Genomic DNA, 25,142 nt, shown 5'->3' with positions numbered 1-25,142 from the left:
TTCATTACGAAGTTTAATTCACGAGCATCAAACTTAAATTGAAGAGTTTGATCATGGCTCAGATTGAACGCTGGCGGCAGGCCTAACACATGCAAGTCGAACGGTAGCACAGAGAGCTTGCTCTCGGGTGACGAGTGGCGGACGGGTGAGTAATGTCTGGGAAACTGCCTGATGGAGGGGGATAACTACTGGAAACGGTAGCTAATACCGCATAACGTCGCAAGACCAAAGAGGGGGACCTTCGGGCCTCTTGCCATCAGATGTGCCCAGATGGGATTAGCTAGTAGGTGGGGTAATGGCTCACCTAGGCGACGATCCCTAGCTGGTCTGAGAGGATGACCAGCCACACTGGAACTGAGACACGGTCCAGACTCCTACGGGAGGCAGCAGTGGGGAATATTGCACAATGGGCGCAAGCCTGATGCAGCCATGCCGCGTGTATGAAGAAGGCCTTCGGGTTGTAAAGTACTTTCAGCGGGGAGGAAGGTGTTGTGGTTAATAACCACAGCAATTGACGTTACCCGCAGAAGAAGCACCGGCTAACTCCGTGCCAGCAGCCGCGGTAATACGGAGGGTGCAAGCGTTAATCGGAATTACTGGGCGTAAAGCGCACGCAGGCGGTCTGTCAAGTCGGATGTGAAATCCCCGGGCTCAACCTGGGAACTGCATTCGAAACTGGCAGGCTAGAGTCTTGTAGAGGGGGGTAGAATTCCAGGTGTAGCGGTGAAATGCGTAGAGATCTGGAGGAATACCGGTGGCGAAGGCGGCCCCCTGGACAAAGACTGACGCTCAGGTGCGAAAGCGTGGGGAGCAAACAGGATTAGATACCCTGGTAGTCCACGCCGTAAACGATGTCGACTTGGAGGTTGTGCCCTTGAGGCGTGGCTTCCGGAGCTAACGCGTTAAGTCGACCGCCTGGGGAGTACGGCCGCAAGGTTAAAACTCAAATGAATTGACGGGGGCCCGCACAAGCGGTGGAGCATGTGGTTTAATTCGATGCAACGCGAAGAACCTTACCTACTCTTGACATCCAGAGAACTTTCCAGAGATGGATTGGTGCCTTCGGGAACTCTGAGACAGGTGCTGCATGGCTGTCGTCAGCTCGTGTTGTGAAATGTTGGGTTAAGTCCCGCAACGAGCGCAACCCTTATCCTTTGTTGCCAGCGGTCCGGCCGGGAACTCAAAGGAGACTGCCAGTGATAAACTGGAGGAAGGTGGGGATGACGTCAAGTCATCATGGCCCTTACGAGTAGGGCTACACACGTGCTACAATGGCGCATACAAAGAGAAGCGAACTCGCGAGAGCAAGCGGACCTCATAAAGTGCGTCGTAGTCCGGATTGGAGTCTGCAACTCGACTCCATGAAGTCGGAATCGCTAGTAATCGTAGATCAGAATGCTACGGTGAATACGTTCCCGGGCCTTGTACACACCGCCCGTCACACCATGGGAGTGGGTTGCAAAAGAAGTAGGTAGCTTAACCTTCGGGAGGGCGCTTACCACTTTGTGATTCATGACTGGGGTGAAGTCGTAACAAGGTAACCGTAGGGGAACCTGCGGTTGGATCACCTCCTTACCTTAAAGAACCTGCCTTTGTAGTGCTCACACAGATTGTCTGATGAAAAACAGCAGTAAAAAACCTCTACAGGCTTGTAGCTCAGGTGGTTAGAGCGCACCCCTGATAAGGGTGAGGTCGGTGGTTCAAGTCCACTCAGGCCTACCAAATCTGTCATGCAGATTTGAAGAGGTTGGTCATACGATGGGGCTATAGCTCAGCTGGGAGAGCGCCTGCTTTGCACGCAGGAGGTCTGCGGTTCGATCCCGCATAGCTCCACCATCTTTTACTGCGAAAACAAGAAAACTTCAGAGTGAACCTGAAAAGGTGCACTGCGAAGTTTTGCTCTTTAAAAATCTGGATCAAGCTGAAAATTGAAACGACACACATGTTATGTGTGTTCGAGTCTCTCAAATTTTCGCAAGCCGGTGGTGAATCGAAAGAAACATCTTCGGGTTGTGAGGTTAAGCGACTAAGCGTACACGGTGGATGCCCTGGCAGTCAGAGGCGATGAAGGACGTGCTAATCTGCGAAAAGCGCCGGCGAGGTGATATGAACCTTTGACCCGGCGATGTCCGAATGGGGAAACCCAGTGTGTTCCGACACACTATCGTTAACTGAATACATAGGTTAACGAGGCGAACCGGGGGAACTGAAACATCTAAGTACCCCGAGGAAAAGAAATCAACCGAGATTCCCCCAGTAGCGGCGAGCGAACGGGGAGCAGCCCAGAGTCTGAATCAGCTTGTGTGTTAGTGGAAGCGTCTGGAAAGTCGCACGGTACAGGGTGACAGTCCCGTACACGAAAGCACACAGGTTGTGAACTCGAAGAGTAGGGCGGGACACGTGGTATCCTGTCTGAATATGGGGGGACCATCCTCCAAGGCTAAATACTCCTGACTGACCGATAGTGAACCAGTACCGTGAGGGAAAGGCGAAAAGAACCCCGGCGAGGGGAGTGAAAAAGAACCTGAAACCGTGTACGTACAAGCAGTGGGAGCCTCTTTTATGGGGTGACTGCGTACCTTTTGTATAATGGGTCAGCGACTTATATTCTGTAGCAAGGTTAACCGTATAGGGGAGCCGAAGGGAAACCGAGTCTTAACTGGGCGTTAAGTTGCAGGGTATAGACCCGAAACCCGGTGATCTAGCCATGGGCAGGTTGAAGGTTGGGTAACACTAACTGGAGGACCGAACCGACTAATGTTGAAAAATTAGCGGATGACTTGTGGCTGGGGGTGAAAGGCCAATCAAACCGGGAGATAGCTGGTTCTCCCCGAAAGCTATTTAGGTAGCGCCTCGTGAACTCATCTTCGGGGGTAGAGCACTGTTTCGGCTAGGGGGCCATCCCGGCTTACCAACCCGATGCAAACTACGAATACCGAAGAATGTTATCACGGGAGACACACGGCGGGTGCTAACGTCCGTCGTGAAGAGGGAAACAACCCAGACCGCCAGCTAAGGTCCCAAAGTCATGGTTAAGTGGGAAACGATGTGGGAAGGCACAGACAGCCAGGATGTTGGCTTAGAAGCAGCCATCATTTAAAGAAAGCGTAATAGCTCACTGGTCGAGTCGGCCTGCGCGGAAGATGTAACGGGGCTAAACCATGCACCGAAGCTGCGGCAGCGACACTATGTGTTGTTGGGTAGGGGAGCGTTCTGTAAGCCGTTGAAGGTGTCCTGTGAGGGGTGCTGGAGGTATCAGAAGTGCGAATGCTGACATAAGTAACGATAAAGCGGGTGAAAAGCCCGCTCGCCGGAAGACCAAGGGTTCCTGTCCAACGTTAATCGGGGCAGGGTGAGTCGACCCCTAAGGCGAGGCCGAAAGGCGTAGTCGATGGGAAACAGGTTAATATTCCTGTACTTGGTGTTACTGCGAAGGGGGGACGGAGAAGGCTATGTTAGCCGGGCGACGGTTGTCCCGGTTTAAGCATGTAGGCGGAGGTTCCAGGTAAATCCGGTTCCTTATTAACGCTGAGGTGTGATGACGAGGCACTACGGTGCTGAAGTAACAAATGCCCTGCTTCCAGGAAAAGCCTCTAAGCATCAGGTAACATCAAATCGTACCCCAAACCGACACAGGTGGTCAGGTAGAGAATACCAAGGCGCTTGAGAGAACTCGGGTGAAGGAACTAGGCAAAATGGTGCCGTAACTTCGGGAGAAGGCACGCTGATATGTAGGTGAAGTCCCTGCGGATGGAGCTGAAATCAGTCGAAGATACCAGCTGGCTGCAACTGTTTATTAAAAACACAGCACTGTGCAAACACGAAAGTGGACGTATACGGTGTGACGCCTGCCCGGTGCCGGAAGGTTAATTGATGGGGTTAGCGGTAACGCGAAGCTCTTGATCGAAGCCCCGGTAAACGGCGGCCGTAACTATAACGGTCCTAAGGTAGCGAAATTCCTTGTCGGGTAAGTTCCGACCTGCACGAATGGCGTAATGATGGCCAGGCTGTCTCCACCCGAGACTCAGTGAAATTGAACTCGCTGTGAAGATGCAGTGTACCCGCGGCAAGACGGAAAGACCCCGTGAACCTTTACTATAGCTTGACACTGAACACTGGTCCTTGATGTGTAGGATAGGTGGGAGGCTTTGAAGCGTGGACGCCAGTCTGCGTGGAGCCAACCTTGAAATACCACCCTTTAATGGCTGGTGTTCTAACGTAGACCCGTGATCCGGGTTGCGGACAGTGTCTGGTGGGTAGTTTGACTGGGGCGGTCTCCTCCCAAAGAGTAACGGAGGAGCACGAAGGTTAGCTAATCCTGGTCGGACATCAGGAGGTTAGTGCAATGGCATAAGCTAGCTTGACTGCGAGAGTGACGGCTCGAGCAGGTGCGAAAGCAGGTCATAGTGATCCGGTGGTTCTGAATGGAAGGGCCATCGCTCAACGGATAAAAGGTACTCCGGGGATAACAGGCTGATACCGCCCAAGAGTTCATATCGACGGCGGTGTTTGGCACCTCGATGTCGGCTCATCACATCCTGGGGCTGAAGTAGGTCCCAAGGGTATGGCTGTTCGCCATTTAAAGTGGTACGCGAGCTGGGTTTAGAACGTCGTGAGACAGTTCGGTCCCTATCTGCCGTGGGCGCTGGAGAATTGAGGGGGGCTGCTCCTAGTACGAGAGGACCGGAGTGGACGCATCACTGGTGTTCGGGTTGTCATGCCAATGGCACTGCCCGGTAGCTAAATGCGGAAGAGATAAGTGCTGAAAGCATCTAAGCACGAAACTTGCCCCGAGATGAGTTCTCCCTGAGACTTTAAGTCTCCTGAAGGAACGTTGAAGACTACGACGTTGATAGGTCGGGTGTGTAAGCGCAGCGATGCGTTGAGCTAACCGATACTAATGAACCGTGAGGCTTAACCTTACAACGCCGAAGATGTTTTGGCGATGAGAGACGATTTTCAGCTGATACAGATTACAGAATTTGCCTGGCGGCTTTAGCGCGGTGGTCCCACCTGACCCCATGCCGAACTCAGAAGTGAAACGCCGTAGCGCCGATGGTAGTGTGGGGTCTCCCCATGTGAGAGTAGGGAACTGCCAGGCATCAAATTACGTAGTAAGCCGGTGCATAAATCCGGTGGTTACAGCAGTCTTCGGTGGAGCGGTAGTTCAGTCGGTTAGAATACCTGCCTGTCACGCAGGGGGTCGCGGGTTCGAGTCCCGTCCGTTCCGCCACTTATTAAGACATTAAGCCTGCCTACCCGGCAGGCTTAATGGCAAAAGACTTTAGGGGCGTAGCTCAGTTGGTAGAGCACCGGTCTCCAAAACCGGGTGTCGCGAGTTCGAGTCTCTCCGCCCCTGCCATATATAATCCTTTGCTTCGGCAAAGGATTTTTTTTTGCCTGAAAGACGCCGAGTCCCCTCTTCAGACGTTGCAGCCAGCATTTCTGCTGGCGCATGCATCAATCCATAATATTAATTTTTAGAAGATCTTTTATCTGCGATTGCTTATCGCTGTTCTGGAGCCAGATGGCATACAGCGGTCTGGAAAGCGTGGTGGAGTCCACAACGGTATGCAACCCGGGTTTCGTGTCTGCCCAGCGAACAGGTAACCAGGTGCACCCCTTCAGCAAGGATAGCTGCTGACAGGCGATCTCCGCAGAGCTGGTTGTTAACTGTGGCACATCATCCGGAGCAATCAATCCCGCCTCGTGTTGCTGGAAATCTGGCCCCCACTCCAGACGCAGATAGGTCAGGTCGGCTTTCATCATTGAAGGCTCGGAGGCATAAAGCGCAAGGCCAAACTGGCCAACAATCTGGCTGCTAAATTCGTCCATTTTGGGGGCTTCGGTCGTGAGCAGAAGATCCAACTGGCGCTCGTGCAGTTGCTTAACGAGCGACTGACGTTGCGCAATCCGCGCTTCAAATTGCAAATGGTTGTGGGAAGGATAGAGCCGGGTAAGCCACTGACTGAGCATACATTCCCACAACGATGCGCTGGCCCCAATGGAGAACTCGTTATGCCTCGAGGTGTGCGCAACCTCTTTACGTGCCGCCTGCCAGGTGTTCATCAGGGTCTCTGCATACGGCAGCAGTTTCTCACCGGCTGGCGTGAGGCGTATGTTGTTGCGGTGGCGGGTAAAAAGATTCACACCCAGTTGATTTTCCAGCTGTCGAATACGAAAACTGACCGCTGACTGCGTCAGGTAAAGGGCTTCCGCTGCTCGCCCAAAGTGGCGCGTTCTGCTCACTTCCAGGAAAGTTTTTAGCAATTCCGTATCCACATCTTTCTCCGCAAAATAATTTGTCGTTATGATTTAAATGTTTTGTTTTACACTCTGTCAAGCGTAACTAATACTCCGCGCCATAAATAGCTCGGCCAAAGAATTAGGAGCGTGTAGGATGGCGGAAAGCTTTACGACGACTAATCGTTTTTTCGACAATAAAAATTATCCACGCGGGTTCTCTCGTCACGGCGATTTCACCATCAAAGAGGCGCAGATGCTTGAGCGTCATGGTTATGCCTTTAACGAGCTGGATCTGGGTAAACGTGAGCCTGCAACTGAAGACGAAAAACAGTTTGTCGCAGTCTGCCGTGGCGAGCGTGAGCCACAGTCTGAAGCAGAACGTGTATGGATCAAGTATATGGCACGCATTAAGCGTCCAAAGCGTTTCCATACGCTGTCTGGCGGTAAGCCGCAGATGGAAGGTGCTGAAGACTACACTGAGTCTGACGACTAACAAGAAAAGGGGCTGTGGCCCCTTTTTTTATGCCAGTAACTTTTGCAGGTGCAGGAGCAAGCGATCGATCGCACGATAGCTTAACGCTTCCTGCAGATGCCGCCTCTCAATGTCAGGGCACTTTTCCACATCGGCGATGGTGCGGGCGACTTTTAGAAGACGCTGCCATGCGCGAATGGAAAGCCCAAAGCGCGTCAACGTATCCTCCAGCCAGCATGAATCTTCAGTCTTAAGAGGACAAAACTGCCGAATTTCAGCGTTATCCAGACGGGCATTCAGCTTATGTTGACGCATATACTGTCGTGCCTGCGCGGCGATAACCCGCTCGCGAACTTCCACCGTACTCTCTCCTCTGGCGCTGCTCTGGCTGAGCAGGCCGGGAGGAGGCAAGGGGATTTCCAGCGACAAATCGAAACGATCCAGGAAAGGACCAGATAACTTCCCCAGGTAGCGCAGCGTCTGTTCAGGCGTGGAGCGATTGTGGTTTCCCTGATAATGGCCCGATGGGCTGGGGTTCATTGCCGCTACCAGCTGGAACCGCGCGGGATAGCTTATTTTGGCGCGTGCACGGGAGATGTGGATCTCACCCGATTCGATGGGCTCCCTCAGCGCATCCAGAACGCGGCGTTCAAATTCAGGCAGTTCATCCAGAAACAGGATGCCGTTGTGCGCCAGAGAGATCTCTCCCGGCCCTGGTATGGAGCCACCGCCGACCATGGCCGCCAGTGAGGCACTGTGGTGCGGAGAGCGAAACGGGCGACGTCGCCACTGTTTTTGCAATGACACTGAACTCACCAGACTAAATATCGCCGCGCTTTCCAGCGCTTCATGGTTATTAAGTGGAGGCAGTAAACCATTCAACCTGCTCGCCAGCATCGTTTTTCCTGTACCCGGTGGGCCAATCAACAACAGGTTATGTCCGCCGGCAGCGGTGATCTCCAGCGCCCGCTTCCCCTGCTCCTGGCCGTAAATATCGCTCAGATCGTCCGGGCTTTCTGCCAGGGGATCGCCTGATTCTTCCGGCTCTGACAGCACATGTTGCCCCTCAAGATACGCGCACACTTCCTGTAAATGCCCGGCTAGCAGACATCCTCTCTCGGCTATCAGGCTCACTTCTGCACCATTTTCATTGGCAACAATGATTTGTCGACCTGCGCGAATGGCCTCCAGCGCACCCGAGATGGCACCAGGAACGCCCCTCAGCGCGCCTGTGAGCGCCAGTTCACCGATGAACTCATATGCGCCTAGTCTGCTGCTGTTAAGCTGCTCAGAGGCGGCGAGGAGCGCTATAGCGATAGGTAAATCATATCGCCCTCCCTCTTTAGGCAAGTCTGCAGGCGCAAGGTTGATGGTGATTTTCTTTGCCGGAAAGGTATAACCGCTATTAATAATCGCACTGCGCACCCGATCTCTGGCTTCCTTTACCGTGGTCTCCGGCAATCCAACCAGCGTCAGCCCGGGCAGCCCGTTGCTGAGATGAACTTCTACCGAAATAAGCGGTGCTTTTACTCCAATGGCCGCTCGGGTATAAACAACTGACAGTGACATAAGCACCTCCTCAGTAGATGACTATGCCCGTGACCGATATGCATGTTTAGCCACATTTAGCGGATTTACGCATCCTCTTCCGAGGTTTTAACGTCAAGATGTAACCTTTTCTTTTCTGTGGAACCCTGCTCGCAAAAAAATGTACTGGCGACATACCGCTCTGCCCGTGCTGAAAAAATGAAAAATATTCACTATCTAATTTCTTCATATAAAACAATGTGTTCATAAAATATGATTCGCAGGCTAACGAAACCAGCCATAAATAAATCTTGTGTTTGATTCAAAAACTGTGATACCTCTTTAGGTATTCCTTCGAACAAGATGCAAAAAGAACTGAAAATGACAGCCCTTCTACGAGTGATTAGCCTGGTCGTGATTAGCGTGGTGGTGATTATTATCCCACCGTGCGGGGCTGCACTTGGACGAGGAAAGGCTTAGAAATCAAGCCTTAACGAACTAAGACCCCCGCACCGAAAGGTCCGGGGGTTTTTTTATGACTAAAAAACTTACACGAGGAGCAGAGAATGACTAATAGCACAAAATTCTGTTTCTCCCGATTTATGACGGGGAACTAACTATGAATGGTGCACAGTGGGTAGTACATGCGTTGCGCGCACAGGGAGTCGACACTGTCTTCGGTTATCCGGGGGGCGCAATAATGCCGATTTACGATGCATTGTATGACGGCGGCGTGGAACACCTCTTGTGCCGACACGAGCAGGGCGCTGCGATGGCCGCCATTGGCTATGCACGTGCCACCGGTAAAACCGGTGTCTGCATGGCAACTTCAGGGCCGGGCGCCACAAACCTGATCACCGGCCTGGCGGATGCACTGCTTGATTCCGTTCCCGTTGTCGCCATCACCGGTCAGGTGGCTTCTCCCCTCATTGGCACTGATGCCTTCCAGGAAGTGGACGTGCTCGGCTTGTCACTGGCCTGCACCAAACACAGCTTCCTCGTTCAGTCTCTGGAAGAGCTGCCGCGTGTGATGGCAGAGGCGTTTGAGGTGGCAAACTCTGGTCGCCCTGGACCGGTTCTGGTTGATATCCCGAAAGATATCCAGGTTGCTCTGGGCGATCTGGAGCCGCACTTCTCCACCGTTGAAAGCGACGATGCATTCCCGCACGCCGCGGTGGAAGAGGCGCGGCAGATGATTGCCCACGCTAAACAACCGATGTTGTACGTAGGGGGTGGGGTTGGTATGGCACAGGCCGTTCCCGCCCTGCGCGAATTCATCGCGGTTACGCAAATGCCCGCCACCTGTACGCTGAAAGGTCTTGGCGCGGTAGATGCGGACTATCCGTACTATCTGGGCATGCTGGGGATGCACGGTACCAAAGCGGCGAACCTGGCCGTGCAGGCGTGTGACTTGCTGATCGCCGTAGGTGCCCGTTTTGATGATCGTGTCACCGGCAAGCTGAATACCTTCGCGCCGAATGCTAACGTGATCCACATGGATATCGACCCGGCGGAGATGAACAAACTGCGTCAGGCGCATGTGGCCCTGCAGGGCAATCTCAACGCGTTATTACCGGCTTTACAGCAGCCTCTGAAAATCGACGCATGGCGTCAGCACACCGCCGAAATGCGCGTTGAACATACCTGGCGTTACGACCATCCTGGTGACGCCATCTATGCGCCACTGCTGTTAAAGCAATTGTCCGACCGTAAACCGGCAGACTGTGTGGTCACGACGGATGTAGGCCAACACCAGATGTGGTCAGCACAGCACATGACTTACACGCGCCCGGAAAACTTCATTACCTCCAGCGGCTTAGGGACGATGGGCTTCGGTCTCCCTGCCGCGGTTGGGGCGCAGGTTGCCCGCCCGAACGATACGGTTATCTGTATCTCCGGTGACGGCTCTTTCATGATGAACGTGCAGGAGCTGGGCACCGTTAAGCGCAAGCAGTTACCGTTGAAAATCGTCTTGCTCGATAACCAGCGTTTAGGAATGGTTCGTCAGTGGCAACAGCTGTTTTTCCAGGAACGCTACAGTGAGACTACCCTGACGGATAACCCTGATTTCCTCATTCTGGCCAGTGCCTTTGGTATCCCTGGCCAGCACATCACCCGTAAAGACCAGGTTGAAGCGGCACTCGACACCATGCTGTCAAGCGAAGGGCCGTACCTGCTTCATGTCTCAATCGACGAGCTTGAGAATGTCTGGCCGTTGGTACCGCCAGGTGCCAGTAACTCACAAATGCTGGAGAAATTATCATGATGCAACATCAGGTCGCCGTGCAGGCTCGCTTCAATCCAGAGACATTAGAACGCGTTTTGCGTGTGGTACGTCACCGTGGCTTTCAGATTTGCTCTATGAATATGGAGACGGCCACTGATGCTCAAAATATCAGTATCGAATTAACCGTTGCCAGCCCGCGGTCGGTCGACTTACTGTTTAGTCAGTTAACAAAACTGGTAGACGTTGCACATGTTGCCATCTGCCAGAGCACAACCACATCACAACAGATCCGTGCTTAAGCGCGACAGGAAGAGAAAATGACGACAAAAAAAGCTGATTACATTTGGTTCAATGGTGAGATGGTTCGCTGGGAGGACGCGAAAGTCCACGTTATGTCCCACGCGCTGCATTACGGTACCTCTGTCTTCGAAGGCATCCGTTGCTACGACTCACACAAAGGGCCAGTGGTGTTCCGTCATCGCGAACACATGCAGCGTCTGCATGACTCAGCCAAAATTTATCGTTTCCCGGTTTCTCAGAGCGTGGATGAGCTGATGGAAGCCTGCCGCGACGTGATTCGTAAGAACAACCTCACCAGTGCCTATATTCGTCCGCTGGTGTTTGTAGGTGATGTGGGCATGGGCGTGAACCCGCCAGCCGGTTATACCACCGATGTGATCATTGCTGCGTTCCCGTGGGGTGCTTATCTGGGGGCTGAAGCCCTGGAGCAGGGGATCGACGCAATGGTTTCTTCCTGGAACCGCGTGGCACCAAACACGATCCCGACGGCGGCAAAAGCGGGCGGTAACTACCTCTCCTCACTACTGGTCGGTAGCGAAGCGCGCCGTCACGGTTATCAGGAAGGTATCGCGCTGGACGTGAATGGCTATATCTCTGAAGGTGCAGGTGAAAACCTGTTCGAAGTGAAAGACGGCATTCTGTTTACGCCGCCATTTACCTCTTCCGCCCTGCCGGGCATTACCCGTGACGCCATCATCAAGCTGGCAAAAGATTTGGGTATCGAAGTCCGTGAGCAGGTCCTGTCCCGCGAATCCCTGTACCTGGCCGATGAAGTGTTCATGTCCGGTACCGCGGCGGAAATTACGCCGGTTCGTAGCGTAGACGGTATTCAGGTTGGTGCTGGCCGCTGTGGTCCGGTCACCAAACGTATTCAGCAAGCCTTCTTTGGCCTCTTCACCGGTGAAACGGAAGATAAATACGGCTGGCTGGATCAGGTTAATCAATAAGCATAAATATGGGACGGCACGCACCGTCCCATTCAATAGTCAGACGGGAGTAAATAAAGCATGCCTAAGTATCGTTCCGCCACCACCACTCATGGCCGTAACATGGCAGGTGCCCGCGCACTGTGGCGCGCCACCGGGATGACCGACGCCGATTTCGGTAAGCCTATTATCGCCGTGGTGAACTCCTTCACCCAGTTTGTGCCGGGCCACGTGCACCTGCGCGATCTCGGCAAACTCGTTGCCGAGCAAATCGAAGCCTCCGGCGGTGTGGCGAAAGAGTTCAACACCATTGCGGTGGATGACGGTATCGCGATGGGTCACGGGGGTATGCTCTATTCACTGCCGTCGCGTGAGCTGATCGCCGACTCGGTGGAGTATATGGTGAACGCCCATTGCGCGGATGCCATGGTTTGTATCTCCAACTGCGACAAAATTACCCCAGGGATGCTGATGGCTTCCCTGCGTCTGAACATTCCGGTGATCTTCGTCTCCGGCGGTCCAATGGAAGCGGGTAAAACCAAGCTTTCCGATAAAATCATCAAGCTCGACCTGGTCGATGCGATGATTCAGGGCGCGGATCCAAAAGTTTCTGATGAGCAAAGCGATCAGGTTGAACGTTCTGCGTGCCCAACCTGTGGCTCCTGCTCAGGTATGTTCACTGCGAACTCCATGAACTGTCTGACCGAAGCGCTGGGTCTGTCTCAGCCGGGCAACGGCTCGCTGCTGGCGACCCACGCCGACCGTAAACAGCTGTTCCTCAATGCCGGTAAACGCATCGTTGAGCTGACCAAACGCTACTACGAGCAAGATGATGAAAGCGCGCTGCCGCGTAATATCGCCAGCAAAGCCGCGTTTGAAAATGCCATGACGCTGGATATCGCCATGGGTGGTTCCACCAACACCGTTCTCCACCTGCTGGCCGCCGCGCAGGAAGCTGAAATCGACTTCACCATGAGCGATATCGACAAGCTGTCCCGCAAAGTACCGCAGCTCTGTAAAGTTGCGCCGAGTACCCAGAAGTACCACATGGAAGATGTCCACCGTGCGGGTGGCGTACTGGGTATTCTCGGTGAACTGGATCGCGCCGGGCTGCTGAACCGCAACGTCAAAAACGTGCTCGGCCTGACGCTGCCGGAGTCGCTGGACAAATACGACGTCATGCTCACGAAAGACGATGCGGTGAAAAAGATGTTCCGCGCCGGCCCGGCAGGTATTCGTACCACCCAGGCCTTCTCACAGGATTGCCGCTGGGACACGCTGGATGACGATCGTGCAGAAGGCTGTATTCGCTCACTGGAACATGCCTACAGCAAGGACGGCGGTCTGGCCGTGCTCTACGGTAACTTTGCAGAAAACGGCTGTATTGTAAAAACCGCAGGCGTGGATGACAGCATTCTCAAATTCACCGGCCCGGCAAAAGTGTACGAAAGCCAGGACGACGCGGTAGAGGCTATTCTCGGTGGCAAAGTGGTGGAAGGCGACGTGGTTGTCATTCGCTACGAAGGGCCGAAAGGCGGGCCGGGTATGCAGGAGATGCTCTATCCCACCACCTTCCTGAAATCCATGGGCCTCGGTAAAGCCTGTGCGCTGATCACCGACGGACGTTTTTCTGGCGGTACGTCTGGTCTCTCCATTGGCCACGTGTCACCGGAAGCGGCAAGCGGCGGCAACATCGCGATTATTGAAGATGGCGACCTGATCGAAATTGATATCCCGAATCGCGGTATTCAGTTGAAACTGAGCGACCAGGAGATTGCGGCGCGTCGTGAAGCCCAGGAAGCTCGCGGTGACAAAGCCTGGACGCCAAAAGATCGCCAGCGCGACGTCTCCTTCGCCCTGCGCGCCTATGCGAGCCTTGCCACCAGTGCAGATAAAGGCGCGGTGCGCGACAAATCGAAACTTGGGGGCTAATGATGGCCGAGTCGCAACCGTTATCCGCCGCCCCTGAGGGGGCGGAATACCTCAGGGCGGTGCTACGTGCACCGGTCTATGAAGCCGTACAGGTCACGCCGCTGCAGAAGATGGAAAAACTCTCCTCGCGCCTCGACAACGTGATTCTGGTGAAACGCGAAGACCGCCAGCCGGTACACAGCTTCAAGCTGCGTGGCGCCTACGCAATGATGGCCGGGTTGACCGACGAGCAAAAAGCGCGGGGGGTGATTACCGCCTCTGCGGGCAACCACGCGCAGGGCGTCGCGTTCTCCTCAGCGCGCCTGGGGCTGAAAGCGCTGATTGTTATGCCGGTTGCTACTGCTGATATCAAAGTGGATGCCGTACGCGGTTTCGGCGGTGAAGTGTTGCTCCACGGCGCAAACTTTGACGAAGCCAAAGCCAAAGCGATAGAGCTGGCGCAGCAACAGGGGTTTACCTGGGTGCCGCCGTTCGATCATCCGATGGTCATTGCCGGACAGGGGACGCTGGCGCTTGAGCTGCTGCAGCAGGATGCGCATCTCGACCGCGTCTTCGTGCCGGTTGGCGGTGGCGGCCTCGCGGCGGGCGTAGCGGTGCTGATCAAACAGCTGATGCCGCAAATCAAAGTGATTGCCGTTGAGGCGGAAGACTCGGCCTGTCTGAAAGCGGCGCTGGATGCCGGTCATCCGGTGGACTTACCACGCGTCGGGCTGTTTGCTGAAGGCGTGGCGGTTAAACGCATTGGCGATGAAACCTTCCGTCTTTGCCAGGAGTATCTCGACGATATTATCACCGTCGACAGCGACGCCATTTGCGCCGCAATGAAAGATCTGTTCGAAGATGTGCGTGCGGTAGCGGAACCTTCCGGCGCGCTGGCGCTGGCGGGGATGAAGAAATACATCGCGCAGCACAACATCCGCGGCGAGCGTCTGGCGCATGTCCTTTCTGGTGCCAACGTGAACTTCCACGGTCTGCGCTATGTTTCCGAACGCTGCGAGCTGGGTGAGCAACGCGAAGCGCTGCTGGCGGTTACCATTCCGGAAGAGAAGGGCAGCTTCCTGAAGTTTTGTCAGCTGCTGGGCGGCCGTTCAGTCACGGAGTTTAACTACCGTTTTGCCGACGCCCGAGATGCCTGCATTTTTGTCGGTGTACGGTTAAGCCGTGGTCTGGAAGAGCGTAAAGAGATCCTCCACCTGCTCCACGAAGGTGGCTACAGCGTCGTGGATCTCTCTGACGATGAGATGGCGAAACTGCACGTGCGTTACATGGTGGGTGGGCGTCCGTCGAAGCCGCTGCAGGAACGTCTCTACAGCTTCGAGTTCCCGGAGTCACCGGGCGCGTTGCTCAAGTTCCTGCATACGCTGGGCACGCACTGGAACATCTCTCTGTTCCACTACCGCAGCCACGGTACCGATTATGGGCGCGTGCTGGCCGCCTTCGAACTGGGCGAGCACGAGCCTGATTTCGAAACGCGGCTGAACGAGCTGGGCTATGAGTGTCACGATGAAACCCATAACCCGGCGTTCAGGTTCTTCCTGGCGGGCTAGTGGTTAGGCAGTATCTGCCAGAAGGCATCAATAAGCGGCTCCTGCAGCCGCTTTTTTTGTGCGCACACGCCAAGCTCAAACGGCGTTTTTTCGTCGCTGCGCTCCAGAATCATCACGCGATTACGCACCGGTTCCGGGCTGTTCTCCAGGACCACTTCCGGCAGCAGTGCCACGCCGCAGCCCAGCGCCACCATTGACACCATCGCCTCATGCCCGCCAACCGTCGCGTAAATTGACGGGTTGCTGATCTTCTGGCGACGAAACCAGAGCTCAATACGACGGCGCACCGGCCCCTGATCGGCCATGATAAAAGGCACCGTGGACCAGTCTGGTTTTTCCACCGACACCTGATTACGCACCGGGCAGGGTAACGCGGGGGCAATCAACACGACCGCCAGGTTCTCCAGCATTGAGAACGCGACAGCGCCTGGCAGGGTTTCGGGTTTCCCGGCAATGGCGAGATCCGCCTCGCCTGTCACCACTTTTTCCATTGCGTCGGCGGCATCACCGGTGGTGAGTTTAATTTCCACCGACGGTTGTTCTGCGCGAAAGCGGTCAAGAATCGGCGGCAGATGGCTATAGGCCGCGGTCACGGAGCAGAAAATATGCAGCTCGCCGGACAGCGATGGCCCTTTCTGGTCAATGGTGTGTCGCAGCTGCTGATACTGCAGCAGCGTTTGTTGGGCAAAGACCCGTAACTCCTCACCGGCCTCCGTCAGGGTGACGGTACGGTTGTCGCGTACAAACAAAGGCTGGCCGAGGTCTTCCTCAAGGCGCTGGATCTGGCGCGAAAGCGTGGAGGGACTGACGTGCATCGCCCGGGCGCTGCGCCCAAAGTGACGGCTTTCCGCCAGATGCAGGAACATTTTCAGATCGCGTAAATCCACTGATTTCACTCCCCCTTTTTACATTGCAAATATTGCAACGTGACGTTGTGAATATATCAATTTCCGCAATAAATTTCCTGTCATATAGTAAGTTCATTCTCGCAAAAGCGAACCGAACAATAAGCACAACAACACAACATCACGGAGTCCATTATGGCTAACTACTTTAATACACTGAATTTGCGCCAGCAGCTGGCGCAGCTGGGCAAATGCCGCTTTATGGCGCGCGACGAATTTGCCGATGGCGCGAGCTACCTTCAGGGTAAAAAAGTGGTCATCGTCGGCTGCGGCGCCCAGGGTCTGAACCAGGGCCTGAACATGCGTGACTCCGGTCTGGATATCTCCTACGCCCTGCGTAAAGAAGCGATTGCTGAGAAGCGTGCGTCCTGGCGCAAAGCGACCGAAAACGGTTTTAAAGTTGGTACCTACGAAGAACTGATCCCCCAGGCAGACCTGGTGGTTAACCTGACGCCAGACAAACAGCACTCTGACGTTGTGCGTTCCGTGCAGCCGCTGATGAAAGACGGTGCGGCGTTGGGGTACTCCCACGGCTTTAACATCGTTGAAGTGGGCGAGCAGATCCGTAAAGACATCACCGTTGTGATGGTGGCACCGAAGTGCCCGGGTACAGAAGTACGTGAAGAGTACAAACGTGGCTTCGGCGTGCCAACGCTTATCGCCGTTCACCCGGAAAACGATCCGAAAGGCGAAGGTATGGCGATCGCCAAAGCGTGGGCTGCAGCAACGGGTGGCCACCGTGCGGGCGTTCTGGAATCGTCTTTCGTCGCGGAAGTAAAATCTGACCTGATGGGTGAGCAAACCATCCTGTGCGGTATGCTGCAGGCGGGCTCTCTGTTGTGCTTCGACAAGCTGGTGGAAGAGGGTACAGACCCGGCATACGCAGAAAAACTGATTCAGTTCGGCTGGGAAACGATCACCGAAGCGCTGAAGCAGGGCGGTATCACGCTGATGATGGACCGTCTGTCCAACCCGGCGAAACTGCGTGCTTACGCGCTGTCTGAACAGCTGAAAACGATCATGGCACCGCTGTTCCAGAAACATATGGACGACATTATCTCCGGCGAGTTCTCTTCCGGCATGATGGCGGACTGGGCTAACGACGATAAGAAACTGCTGACCTGGCGTGAAGAGACCGGTAAAACCGCTTTTGAAACCGCCCCACAGTTTGAAGGTAAAATCGGCGAGCAGGAGTACTTCGATAAAGGCGTTCTGATGATTGCGATGGTGAAAGCTGGCGTTGAGCTGGCGTTCGAAACCATGGTGGATTCCGGCATCATCGAAGAGTCTGCCTACTATGAATCACTGCACGAGCTGCCACTGATTGCGAACACCATCGCCCGTAAGCGTCTGTACGAAATGAACGTGGTTATCTCTGATACCGCCGAGTACGGTAACTACCTGTTCTCTTACGCTTGCGTACCGTTGCTGAAAGAGTTCATGACGACCCTGCAGCCGGGCGATCTGGGCAAAGCGATTGCGGAAGGTGCTGTGGATAACGCGCAGCTGCGCGATGTAAACGAAGCCATTCGCGGCCATGAAATCGAGAAAGTGGGTCAGAAACTGCGTGGCTACATGACCGATATGAAACGTATCGCGGTAGCAGGTTAATAACCGGGCGGGCTGATGCCCTGACCTGACGAAACGTACAAGGCCTTCTCTCAGAGAAGGCCTTGCTGTTATTTGCGGTACAGAACCTTAATAACATGGTAGCCAAACTGCGTGTGCAGTGGGCCTGTGGGTTCCAGCACCGGGCAGGAAAAGACCACTTTATCGAACGCCGGAACCATTTGACCCTGACGGAATTCACCTAAATCACCGCCGCGTTTACCTGACGGACAAATAGAGTGTTTCTTCGCCAGCTTGCCGAAGTCGGCGCCGTTTTTGATCTGCTCGAGAAGATCCAGAGCCAGTTTTTCTTCTTTTACAAGGATATGCAGTGCTGCCGCGGTTTTTGCCATGATCGTGCCTTGAGTGGTATGGATTAGGCTCGCTATACTACCACGCTGTTATTCTCCCCTCCTGACTTTCATTGAGTGATCATTTATGCGTTTAAACCCCGGACAACAACAAGCCGTCGAATTTGTCACTGGACCCTGTCTGGTGCTGGCGGGCGCGGGATCCGGCAAAACGCGCGTCATCACCAATAAGATTGCCCACCTGATCCGCGGCTGCGGGTATCAGGCTCGCCACATCGCGGCGGTGACGTTCACCAACAAAGCAGCGCGCGAGATGAAAGAGCGTGTCGGCCAGACGCTGGGGCGTAAAGAGGCGCGCGGTCTGATGATTTCAACCTTCCATACGCTGGGGCTGGATATCATCAAACGTGAATACGCCGCGCTGGGGATGAAATCCAACTTCTCACTGTTTGACGATACCGACCAGGTGGCCCTGCTCAAGGAGCTCACCGAGGGGCTGATCGAAGATGATAAGGTTCTGCTGCAACAGCTGATCTCGACGATCTCCAACTGGAAAAACGATCTGATGACCCCGGCCCAGGCCGCGGCGATCGCCAAAGGCGAGCGGGATCGGATCTTCGCCCACTGCTACGGTCTGTACGATGCGCATATGAAAGCCTGTAACGTACTGGATTTCGACGACCTGATCCTGCTTCCCACGCTACTGCTGCAGCGTAATGAAGAGGTGCGTGAGCGCTGGCAGAATAAAATCCGCTACCTGCTGGTGGATGAGTATCAGGACACCAATACCAGTCAGTATGAACTGGTGAAACTGCTGGTGGGACAGCGCGCGCGTTTCACGGTGGTCGGTGATGACGATCAGTCCATTTACTCCTGGCGCGGTGCGCGTCCGCAAAACCTGGTCCTGCTGAGTAAAGATTTCCCGGCGCTGCAGGTGATCAAACTGGAGCAGAACTACCGTTCCTCCGGGCGTATCCTTAAAGCCGCGAACATCCTGATCGCCAACAACCCGCACGTGTTCGAAAAACGCCTGTTCTCCGAACTGGGTTACGGTACAGAGCTTAAAGTGCTCAGTGCCAACAATGAAGAGCACGAAGCGGAGCGGGTCACAGGCGAACTTATCGCCCACCACTTCGTCAATAAAACCGAATACAAAGACTACGCGATCCTCTATCGCGGCAACCACCAGTCACGCGTCTTTGAAAAGATGCTGATGCAAAACCGCATCCCGTACAAAATTTCGGGCGGGACCTCCTTTTTCTCGCGGCCCGAAATCAAAGATCTTCTGGCCTACCTGCGTGTGCTCACTAACCCGGATGATGACAGCGCGTTTCTGCGTATCGTGAATACCCCGAAACGGGAAATTGGCCCGGCGACGCTACAAAAGCTTGGCGAGTGGGCGATGACGCGTAATAAGAGTCTGTTTACCGCCAGCTTCGATATGGGGCTGAGTCAGACGCTCACCGGACGCGGCTACGATTCGTTAACCCGCTTTACCCACTGGCTTGGTGAAGTGCAGCGGCTGGCAGAGCGCGAACCTATCGCCGCCGTGCGCGACCTTATCCACGGTATCGACTACGAGTCCTGGCTGTATGAAACCTCCGCCAGTCCGAAAGCGGCCGAGATGCGCATGAAAAACGTTAACCAGCTGTTCAGCTGGATGACTGAAATGCTGGAAGGCTCGGAGATTGATGAACCGATGACCCTGACGCAGGTGGTTACCCGCTTTACCCTGCGCGATATGATGGAGCGCGGCGAGAGCGAAGAAGAGGCCGATCAGGTTCAGCTGATGACGCTGCATGCATCAAAAGGTCTGGAATTCCCGTATGTCTATCTGGTTGGCATGGAAGAGGGGTTACTGCCGCACCAGAGCAGCATTGATGAAGATAACGTCGATGAGGAGCGCCGTCTGGCCTATGTAGGCATCACGCGCGCTCAGAAAGAGCTGACCTTCACGCTGTGCAAAGAGCGTAGACAATATGGTGAACTGGTGCGCCCGGAGCCGAGCCGTTTCCTGCTGGAACTTCCGCAGGACGACCTCATCTGGGAGCAGGAGCGTAAAGTGATTACGGCTGAAGAGCGGATGCATAAGGGGCAGGCGAACGTCGCTAACATCCGCGCCATGCTGGCGAAAGCCAAAGAGAAGGGGTAGGTTGTTACACGCCCGGCAAGCGTAGCGTTACCGGGCATGTCCGCCCTGTTATTTCACCTCAAGCACCCAGTGTACGTAGCTCTGCCACTGACACTCCTGCTCGACCATCTCCGCCCCAAGCGGATGATTATCCAGCCAGTTTTCCGGCAACGTCAGCGAAAGTTTCTCGTCATCCGCCACCAGATTGAGTGCCGGCAGCAAATCATCGCGGCGGCGGCTGGCAAACAGAATAGCCAGACGCAGCAGGCGGCACATATGCTCGGCCACGCGCGGCGGTACGGCGTTTTGCTGATGCAAAGAGGAGAGGTCAACGGTATTGGTCTGGTTCAGCAGCAGCGTTGCCAGCAACTTTTTCTGCGCAGGGGTATAGCCGGGTAAATCGAGGTTACGCACCAGATAAGCGGCATGAGCCGGGGCCTGTTTAAAATCAATGCTCAGCCCGATTTCATGCAGTGCACAGGCACTTAGCAGCAGATCGCGACTCAAAGGGTCCAGATCCCAGGCGTTAGCCACATGATCGGCGAAGCGTGACGCCAGCTGTGCCACGCGGCCTGCCTGATCGATATCAACCAGGAAACGACGCTGCACGTTTCGCAGGGTACGGCTGCGAATGTCCTGATCGACCGACAGGTGCAACATCCCGTAGACCAGACCTTCACGCAGCGCGCCACCCGCCAGCGTCATACATTTGATGTTCAGCTCGGTGAAAATGGCGATCAGGATCGCGAGCCCGCTCGGGAATACCAGCGCGCGTTCAAGCGTCAGGCCTTCAATTTCCAGCTCTTCCAGACGCCCGCACTGAATGGCCCGCTGTTTAAGCTGCTGAAGCTTGGCAAGCGTGATCCGCTCATCCATGCCCTGCGCCATCATAATTTCCTGCAATGCCTGCACGGTACCGGAGGCCCCCACGCAGACTTTCCAGCCGTGGTAGCGCAGTTCGTCCATCACCGGGCGTAACACCTCGCGTGCGGCAGTTTCCGCCTCGTCGAAGTTCTCCTGACCCAGATTGCGGTCAGTAAAGTAGCGCTCAAGCCAGGTTACGCAACCCATCGACAGGCTGAATAGCGACGTTGCCTGCGCACCGGTGCCGGTCACGAGTTCGGTACTGGCGCCCCCGATATCCACAACCAGACGACGATCGTCGCCTCCCGTGGTGTGCGCAACACCCTGATAAATCAGGCGCGCTTCTTCTTCACCGCTGATAACCTGCACCGGACAACCGAGAATTTCCTGCGCTTTGGCAATAAAATCCACGGCGTTAACCGCCAGGCGGAGTGTTGCTGTGGCGACGACGGTGATTTGGGAATGCGGGATATCCTGCAGACGCTCTGCAAAGAGTCGCAGGCACTGCCAGCCACGTTCCATGGCTTCAGGAGAGAGGTGATTATCGCTGCTCAGGCCCGCCGCGAGGCGGACCTTGCGCTTAATGCGCGTCAGCGTTTGTATGCTTCCCGCCACCTCGCGCACAACCAGCATATGAAAACTATTCGAACCGAGATCAATTGCCGCATAAAGCGAGGTGGAGCTGAGCATAATTTTTTAACCTGAGCGACGACGATTACGCGGCGCGCCAGATCGACGCGGGCCATTGCCGGAGCGGGCGCGGGTAAGGCGCTTAGCCGGCGGCAGTTCGCTTAATAGCGCATCCGGGTTGTACTTACTCACCGGAATAGAATGGCCGATGTATGTCTCAATCGCCGGCAGGTTCAGCGCATACTCTTCACACGCGAGGCTGATAGAGTGGCCGCTTGCACCCGCACGACCGGTACGACCGATACGGTGTACATAGTCTTCGCAGTCATCCGGCAGGTCATAGTTAAAGACGTGCGTAACGGCTGGAATGTGCAGGCCGCGCGCTGCGACGTCGGTGGCGACCAGAATATCGAGATCGCCACGGGTGAATTCTTCAAGAATACGCAGGCGTTTTTTCTGCGCAACATCGCCCGTCAGCAGGCCAACACGGTGACCGTCTGCAGCCAGATGGCCCCAGATATCTTCACAGCGGTGCTTGGTGTTCGCGAAGATAATGGCGCGGTCTGGCCACTCTTCTTCGATCAGCGTTTGCAGCAGACGCATTTTCTCTTCATTGGAAGGATAGAAGAGTTCTTCTTTGATGCGGTGGCCGGTTTTCTGCTCGGGTTCCACTTCCACATATTCGGCGTTGTTCATCTGCTCGAATGCCAGTTCGCGTACGCGATACGACAGGGTCGCAGAGAACAGCATGTTGAGGCGCTGATTCGCGGGTGGCATGCGGCGGAACAGCCAGCGGATATCTTTAATGAAGCCCAGATCGTACATACGGTCAGCTTCATCCAGCACCACAACCTGGATGGCACCAAGGTTAATGTGGTTCTGTTTTGCGTAGTCGATAAGACGGCCGGTGGTACCGATCAGGATATCCACACCGCTTTCCAGCACTTTCAGCTGCTTATCGTAACCATCGCCGCCATAAGCCAGGCCAATTTTCAGGCCCGTAGCCTGCATCAGGGGTTCAGCGTCTGCGTGGATCTGTACCGCCAGTTCTCGCGTCGGGGCCATAATTAGCGCGCGCGGCTGGTTAACTTTGCGGTCTGCAATCGCTGGATGAGAAAGTAAATAATGAAACGTTGACGTTAAAAACGCCATCGTTTTGCCAGTACCGGTTTGCGCCTGCCCTGCTACGTCACGTCCCGCCAGCGTCAGCGGCAGGGCGAGAGCCTGAATGGGCGTGCAGTTATGAAACCCTTTATTTTCAAGGGCTTCGATCACTTTTGGGTGCAGGGCGAAGTCGGAAAACTTCTGTTCTGTTAAATGTGTTTTGCTCATAGTGTGGTAGAATATCAGCTTACTATTGCTTTACGAAAGCGTATCCGGTGAAATAAAGTCAACCTTTAGTTGGTTAATGCGACATCAACACGTCGTTGATGAGGGCGAAACCAACGTACCAGGCTTATTCCTGTGGAGTTATATATGAGCGATAAAATTATTCACCTGACTGACGACAGTTTTGACACGGACGTACTTAAGGCTGACGGGCTGACACTCGTCGATTTCTGGGCTGAATGGTGTGGTCCTTGCAAAATGATCGCCCCGATTCTGGATGAGATCGCTGACGAATATCAGGGCAAACTGACCGTTGCCAAGCTGAACATCGACCAGAACCCGGGCACCGCACCAAAATACGGTATCCGTGGCATTCCGACCCTGCTGCTGTTCAAAAACGGCAAAGTGGCAGCGACCAAAGTGGGCGCACTGTCCAAAGGTCAACTGAAAGAGTTCCTCGACGCTAACCTGGCGTAAGGTTTCTTTGCTGCGCGTCCAGAGCGCCTAAATTATGTGGAACTCTGGACGCCCGGCTGAAGTCGTGCTAAGTTAGCTATGACTTCGTTTTAAACATATCTTGTTGTTTGAATCTTGTTTTACCCGATACTTCCCGTTGTTGACACAAACAGTGCGTGAAGTTGCTAAATTCCGGGCTTGTCACTCAATCCGTCTTGTCGTTTCAGTTCTGCGTTTTTTCCCTGTGACCAGACAGCGAACAGACATGAGTTGATGGCCGCTAAACAGGCATGGATGACCCTGCCATACCATTCACAACATTAAGTTCGAGTATCACCCCGAGTTTAAGAACCCACACCATTATGAATCTTACCGAATTAAAGAATACGCCGGTTTCTGAGCTGATCACTCTCGGCGAAAATATGGGGCTGGAAAACCAGGCTCGTATGCGCAAGCAGGACATCATTTTCGCCATCCTGAAGCAGCATGCTAAGAGTGGCGAAGATATCTTTGGCGACGGTGTGCTGGAGATATTGCAAGACGGATTTGGTTTCCTCCGCTCTGCAGACAGCTCCTACCTCGCCGGCCCTGACGACATCTACGTATCCCCTAGCCAAATCCGCCGTTTCAACCTCCGCACTGGTGACACCATTTCAGGTAAGATTCGTCCTCCAAAAGAGGGTGAACGCTACTTTGCGCTGTTGAAAGTGAATGAAGTTAACTTCGACAAACCGGAAAACTCCCGTAATAAGATCCTGTTTGAGAACTTAACGCCGCTGCACGCGAACTCTCGCCTGCGCATGGAGCGTGGTAACGGCTCAACTGAAGATTTAACCGCTCGCGTCCTGGATCTGGCATCGCCAATCGGTCGTGGCCAGCGTGGTCTGATCGTCGCACCGCCAAAAGCGGGTAAAACCATGCTGCTGCAGAATATCGCGCAGAGCATCGCTTATAACCACCCAGACTGCGTACTGATGGTACTGCTGATTGACGAACGTCCGGAAGAAGTGACCGAGATGCAGCGTCTGGTTAAAGGTGAAGTGGTTGCTTCTACCTTTGACGAACCCGCATCTCGCCACGTTCAGGTTGCGGAAATGGTTATCGAGAAGGCGAAACGCCTGGTTGAACACAAGAAAGACGTGATCATCCTACTCGACTCCATCACCCGTCTGGCGCGTGCCTACAACACCGTCGTTCCGGCTTCCGGTAAAGTGCTGACGGGGGGTGTGGACGCTAACGCCCTGCATCGTCCAAAACGCTTCTTCGGTGCGGCACGTAACGTGGAAGAGGGCGGCAGCCTGACCATCATCGCTACGGCGCTGATCGATACGGGTTCCAAAATGGACGAAGTTATTTACGAAGAGTTTAAAGGTACAGGTAACATGGAACTGCACCTCTCTCGTAAAATTGCTGAGAAACGCGTCTTCCCGGCTATCGACTACAACCGTTCCGGTACCCGTAAAGAAGAGCTGCTCACCACCCAGGAAGAGCTGCAGAAAATGTGGATCCTGCGCAAAATCATCCATCCAATGGGTGAAATCGACGCAATGGAGTTCCTCATTAACAAACTGGCGATGACCAAAACTAACGACGATTTCTTCGATATGATGAAACGCTCGTAACGCAAATAAAGCCAGCAAGCGCCACGTTTTTACGTGGCGTTTTTCTTTTATGGCTTATACGCTATTAATGCAGACTCCCATTTCAGACCAGTCAGTGCGACAATAAGAT

18 protein-coding genes, 4 tRNA genes and 3 rRNA genes are annotated in these 25,142 nt (G+C 54.5%); 19 read left to right on the top strand and 6 right to left on the bottom strand.

Annotation, left to right across the window (positions count from 1 at the left end; translation table 11 throughout):
• Nucleotides 1–35 precede the first annotated feature (35 nt).
• From JTA15_RS17090 to JTA15_RS17060, 7 genes are all read left to right on the top strand, one after another.
• Nucleotides 36–1,575 (top strand): 16S ribosomal RNA (locus tag JTA15_RS17090).
• 70 nt (nucleotides 1,576–1,645) lie between these two features.
• Nucleotides 1,646–1,722, top strand: a tRNA-Ile gene (locus JTA15_RS17085).
• A gap of 38 nt (nucleotides 1,723–1,760) precedes the next feature.
• A tRNA-Ala gene (locus JTA15_RS17080) sits at nucleotides 1,761–1,836 on the top strand.
• Nucleotides 1,837–2,016: 180 nt separating this feature from the next.
• Nucleotides 2,017–4,922, top strand: a 23S ribosomal RNA gene (locus JTA15_RS17075).
• A 63-nt stretch (nucleotides 4,923–4,985) separates the two neighbouring features.
• Nucleotides 4,986–5,101 (top strand): 5S ribosomal RNA (rrf, locus tag JTA15_RS17070).
• Together the 16S, 23S and 5S rRNA genes with 4 tRNA genes alongside form the textbook arrangement of a ribosomal RNA operon.
• Before the next feature lie 55 nt (nucleotides 5,102–5,156).
• A tRNA-Asp gene (locus tag JTA15_RS17065) sits at nucleotides 5,157–5,233 on the top strand.
• Between the two features lie 53 nt (nucleotides 5,234–5,286).
• Nucleotides 5,287–5,362: transfer RNA gene (locus tag JTA15_RS17060), tRNA-Trp, on the top strand.
• A 98-nt stretch (nucleotides 5,363–5,460) separates the two neighbouring features.
• Here JTA15_RS17060 and hdfR read toward each other — a convergent pair.
• Nucleotides 5,461–6,282 (bottom strand): HTH-type transcriptional regulator HdfR, encoded by an 822-nt coding sequence (hdfR, locus tag JTA15_RS17055; RefSeq protein WP_219372531.1) that lies wholly within the window; start codon nucleotides 6,280–6,282, stop codon nucleotides 5,461–5,463.
• Between the two features lie 118 nt (nucleotides 6,283–6,400).
• Between hdfR and JTA15_RS17050 the strand changes: the two genes are divergently transcribed.
• Nucleotides 6,401–6,739: a DUF413 domain-containing protein gene (locus JTA15_RS17050; RefSeq protein ID WP_014172168.1), complete on the top strand. Its 339-nt coding sequence runs from the start codon at nucleotides 6,401–6,403 to the stop codon at nucleotides 6,737–6,739.
• A gap of 27 nt (nucleotides 6,740–6,766) precedes the next feature.
• Here JTA15_RS17050 and JTA15_RS17045 read toward each other — a convergent pair whose 3' ends face one another.
• A complete protein-coding gene (locus tag JTA15_RS17045) occupies nucleotides 6,767–8,287 on the bottom strand; it encodes a YifB family Mg chelatase-like AAA ATPase (protein WP_219372530.1) in 1,521 nt (506 codons plus the stop codon).
• A gap of 339 nt (nucleotides 8,288–8,626) precedes the next feature.
• On the opposite strand from JTA15_RS17045, the gene ilvL reads away from it, so the two are divergent.
• The 7 genes from ilvL (at nucleotide 8,627) to ilvA (ending at nucleotide 15,177) form a co-directional block, all read left to right on the top strand.
• The gene (gene ilvL / locus JTA15_RS17040; protein ID WP_001311244.1) at nucleotides 8,627–8,725 is read left to right on the top strand and encodes an ilv operon leader peptide; all 99 of its coding nucleotides are present in this window, start codon (nucleotides 8,627–8,629) and stop codon (nucleotides 8,723–8,725) included.
• Nucleotides 8,726–8,811: 86 nt separating this feature from the next.
• Nucleotides 8,812–8,862 carry a peptide IlvX gene (gene ilvX / locus JTA15_RS17035; RefSeq protein WP_102046757.1) on the top strand — a complete coding sequence of 17 codons (51 nt, stop codon included), beginning with the start codon at nucleotides 8,812–8,814 and terminating at the stop codon, nucleotides 8,860–8,862.
• A 2-nt stretch (nucleotides 8,863–8,864) separates the two neighbouring features.
• Nucleotides 8,865–10,511 (top strand): acetolactate synthase 2 catalytic subunit, encoded by a 1,647-nt coding sequence (gene ilvG, locus JTA15_RS17030; protein ID WP_078775113.1) that lies wholly within the window; start codon nucleotides 8,865–8,867, stop codon nucleotides 10,509–10,511.
• On the top strand, nucleotides 10,508–10,771 hold the full coding sequence (ilvM, locus tag JTA15_RS17025) for an acetolactate synthase 2 small subunit (protein WP_014172166.1): 264 nt from the start codon (nucleotides 10,508–10,510) through the stop codon (nucleotides 10,769–10,771). Before ilvG ends, ilvM begins: the two co-directional genes overlap by 4 nt.
• Before the next feature lie 18 nt (nucleotides 10,772–10,789).
• Nucleotides 10,790–11,719 (top strand): branched-chain-amino-acid transaminase, encoded by a 930-nt coding sequence (ilvE, locus tag JTA15_RS17020; RefSeq protein WP_025202772.1) that lies wholly within the window; start codon nucleotides 10,790–10,792, stop codon nucleotides 11,717–11,719.
• Nucleotides 11,720–11,779: 60 nt separating this feature from the next.
• Nucleotides 11,780–13,630 carry a dihydroxy-acid dehydratase gene (gene ilvD / locus JTA15_RS17015; protein WP_020882897.1) on the top strand — a complete coding sequence of 617 codons (1,851 nt, stop codon included), beginning with the start codon at nucleotides 11,780–11,782 and terminating at the stop codon, nucleotides 13,628–13,630.
• 2 nt (nucleotides 13,631–13,632) lie between these two features.
• On the top strand, nucleotides 13,633–15,177 hold the full coding sequence (gene ilvA, locus JTA15_RS17010; RefSeq protein WP_025202773.1) for a threonine ammonia-lyase, biosynthetic: 1,545 nt from the start codon (nucleotides 13,633–13,635) through the stop codon (nucleotides 15,175–15,177).
• Here ilvA and ilvY read toward each other — a convergent pair.
• A complete protein-coding gene (gene ilvY, locus JTA15_RS17005; protein WP_020882896.1) occupies nucleotides 15,174–16,064 on the bottom strand; it encodes an HTH-type transcriptional activator IlvY in 891 nt (296 codons plus the stop codon). The two genes, ilvA and ilvY, sit on opposite strands and share 4 nt — an antisense overlap.
• A 153-nt stretch (nucleotides 16,065–16,217) precedes the next feature.
• Here ilvY and ilvC point away from each other — a divergent pair, with 153 nt between their 5' ends.
• Nucleotides 16,218–17,693, top strand: a complete 1,476-nt coding sequence (gene ilvC / locus JTA15_RS17000; protein ID WP_014172161.1) for a ketol-acid reductoisomerase — start codon at nucleotides 16,218–16,220, stop codon at nucleotides 17,691–17,693.
• Between the two features lie 68 nt (nucleotides 17,694–17,761).
• Here the strand turns inward: ilvC and ppiC are convergent, their stop codons facing one another.
• Nucleotides 17,762–18,043 (bottom strand): peptidylprolyl isomerase PpiC, encoded by a 282-nt coding sequence (ppiC, locus tag JTA15_RS16995; RefSeq protein WP_008501570.1) that lies wholly within the window; start codon nucleotides 18,041–18,043, stop codon nucleotides 17,762–17,764.
• Between the two features lie 85 nt (nucleotides 18,044–18,128).
• Between ppiC and rep the strand changes: the two genes are divergently transcribed.
• Complete coding sequence (gene rep, locus JTA15_RS16990) at nucleotides 18,129–20,153, top strand: DNA helicase Rep (protein WP_014172160.1); 2,025 nt, start codon at nucleotides 18,129–18,131, stop codon at nucleotides 20,151–20,153.
• A gap of 48 nt (nucleotides 20,154–20,201) precedes the next feature.
• Here the strand turns inward: rep and gppA are convergent, their stop codons facing one another.
• Both gppA and rhlB read right to left on the bottom strand, forming a co-directional pair.
• Nucleotides 20,202–21,686 (bottom strand): guanosine-5'-triphosphate,3'-diphosphate diphosphatase, encoded by a 1,485-nt coding sequence (gene gppA, locus JTA15_RS16985; protein ID WP_020882895.1) that lies wholly within the window; start codon nucleotides 21,684–21,686, stop codon nucleotides 20,202–20,204.
• A 6-nt stretch (nucleotides 21,687–21,692) separates the two neighbouring features.
• Entirely contained in the window at nucleotides 21,693–22,958 is a 1,266-nt protein-coding gene (rhlB, locus tag JTA15_RS16980) for an ATP-dependent RNA helicase RhlB (RefSeq protein ID WP_014172158.1), read from the bottom strand.
• A 144-nt stretch (nucleotides 22,959–23,102) separates the two neighbouring features.
• Here rhlB and trxA point away from each other — a divergent pair, with 144 nt between their 5' ends.
• Both trxA and rho read left to right on the top strand, forming a co-directional pair.
• Entirely contained in the window at nucleotides 23,103–23,432 is a 330-nt protein-coding gene (gene trxA / locus JTA15_RS16975) for a thioredoxin TrxA (RefSeq protein ID WP_219372529.1), read from the top strand.
• Nucleotides 23,433–23,773: 341 nt separating this feature from the next.
• Complete coding sequence (gene rho, locus JTA15_RS16970) at nucleotides 23,774–25,033, top strand: transcription termination factor Rho (protein ID WP_008501566.1); 1,260 nt, start codon at nucleotides 23,774–23,776, stop codon at nucleotides 25,031–25,033.
• Nucleotides 25,034–25,142: the final 109 nt, after the last annotated feature.

Source organism: Enterobacter sp. BIDMC 29 (genome assembly GCF_019378755.1).
In the GTDB taxonomy this organism is placed as follows: domain Bacteria; phylum Pseudomonadota; class Gammaproteobacteria; order Enterobacterales; family Enterobacteriaceae; genus Enterobacter; species Enterobacter ludwigii.
This window is presented reverse-complemented; position numbering and strand designations above follow the sequence as displayed.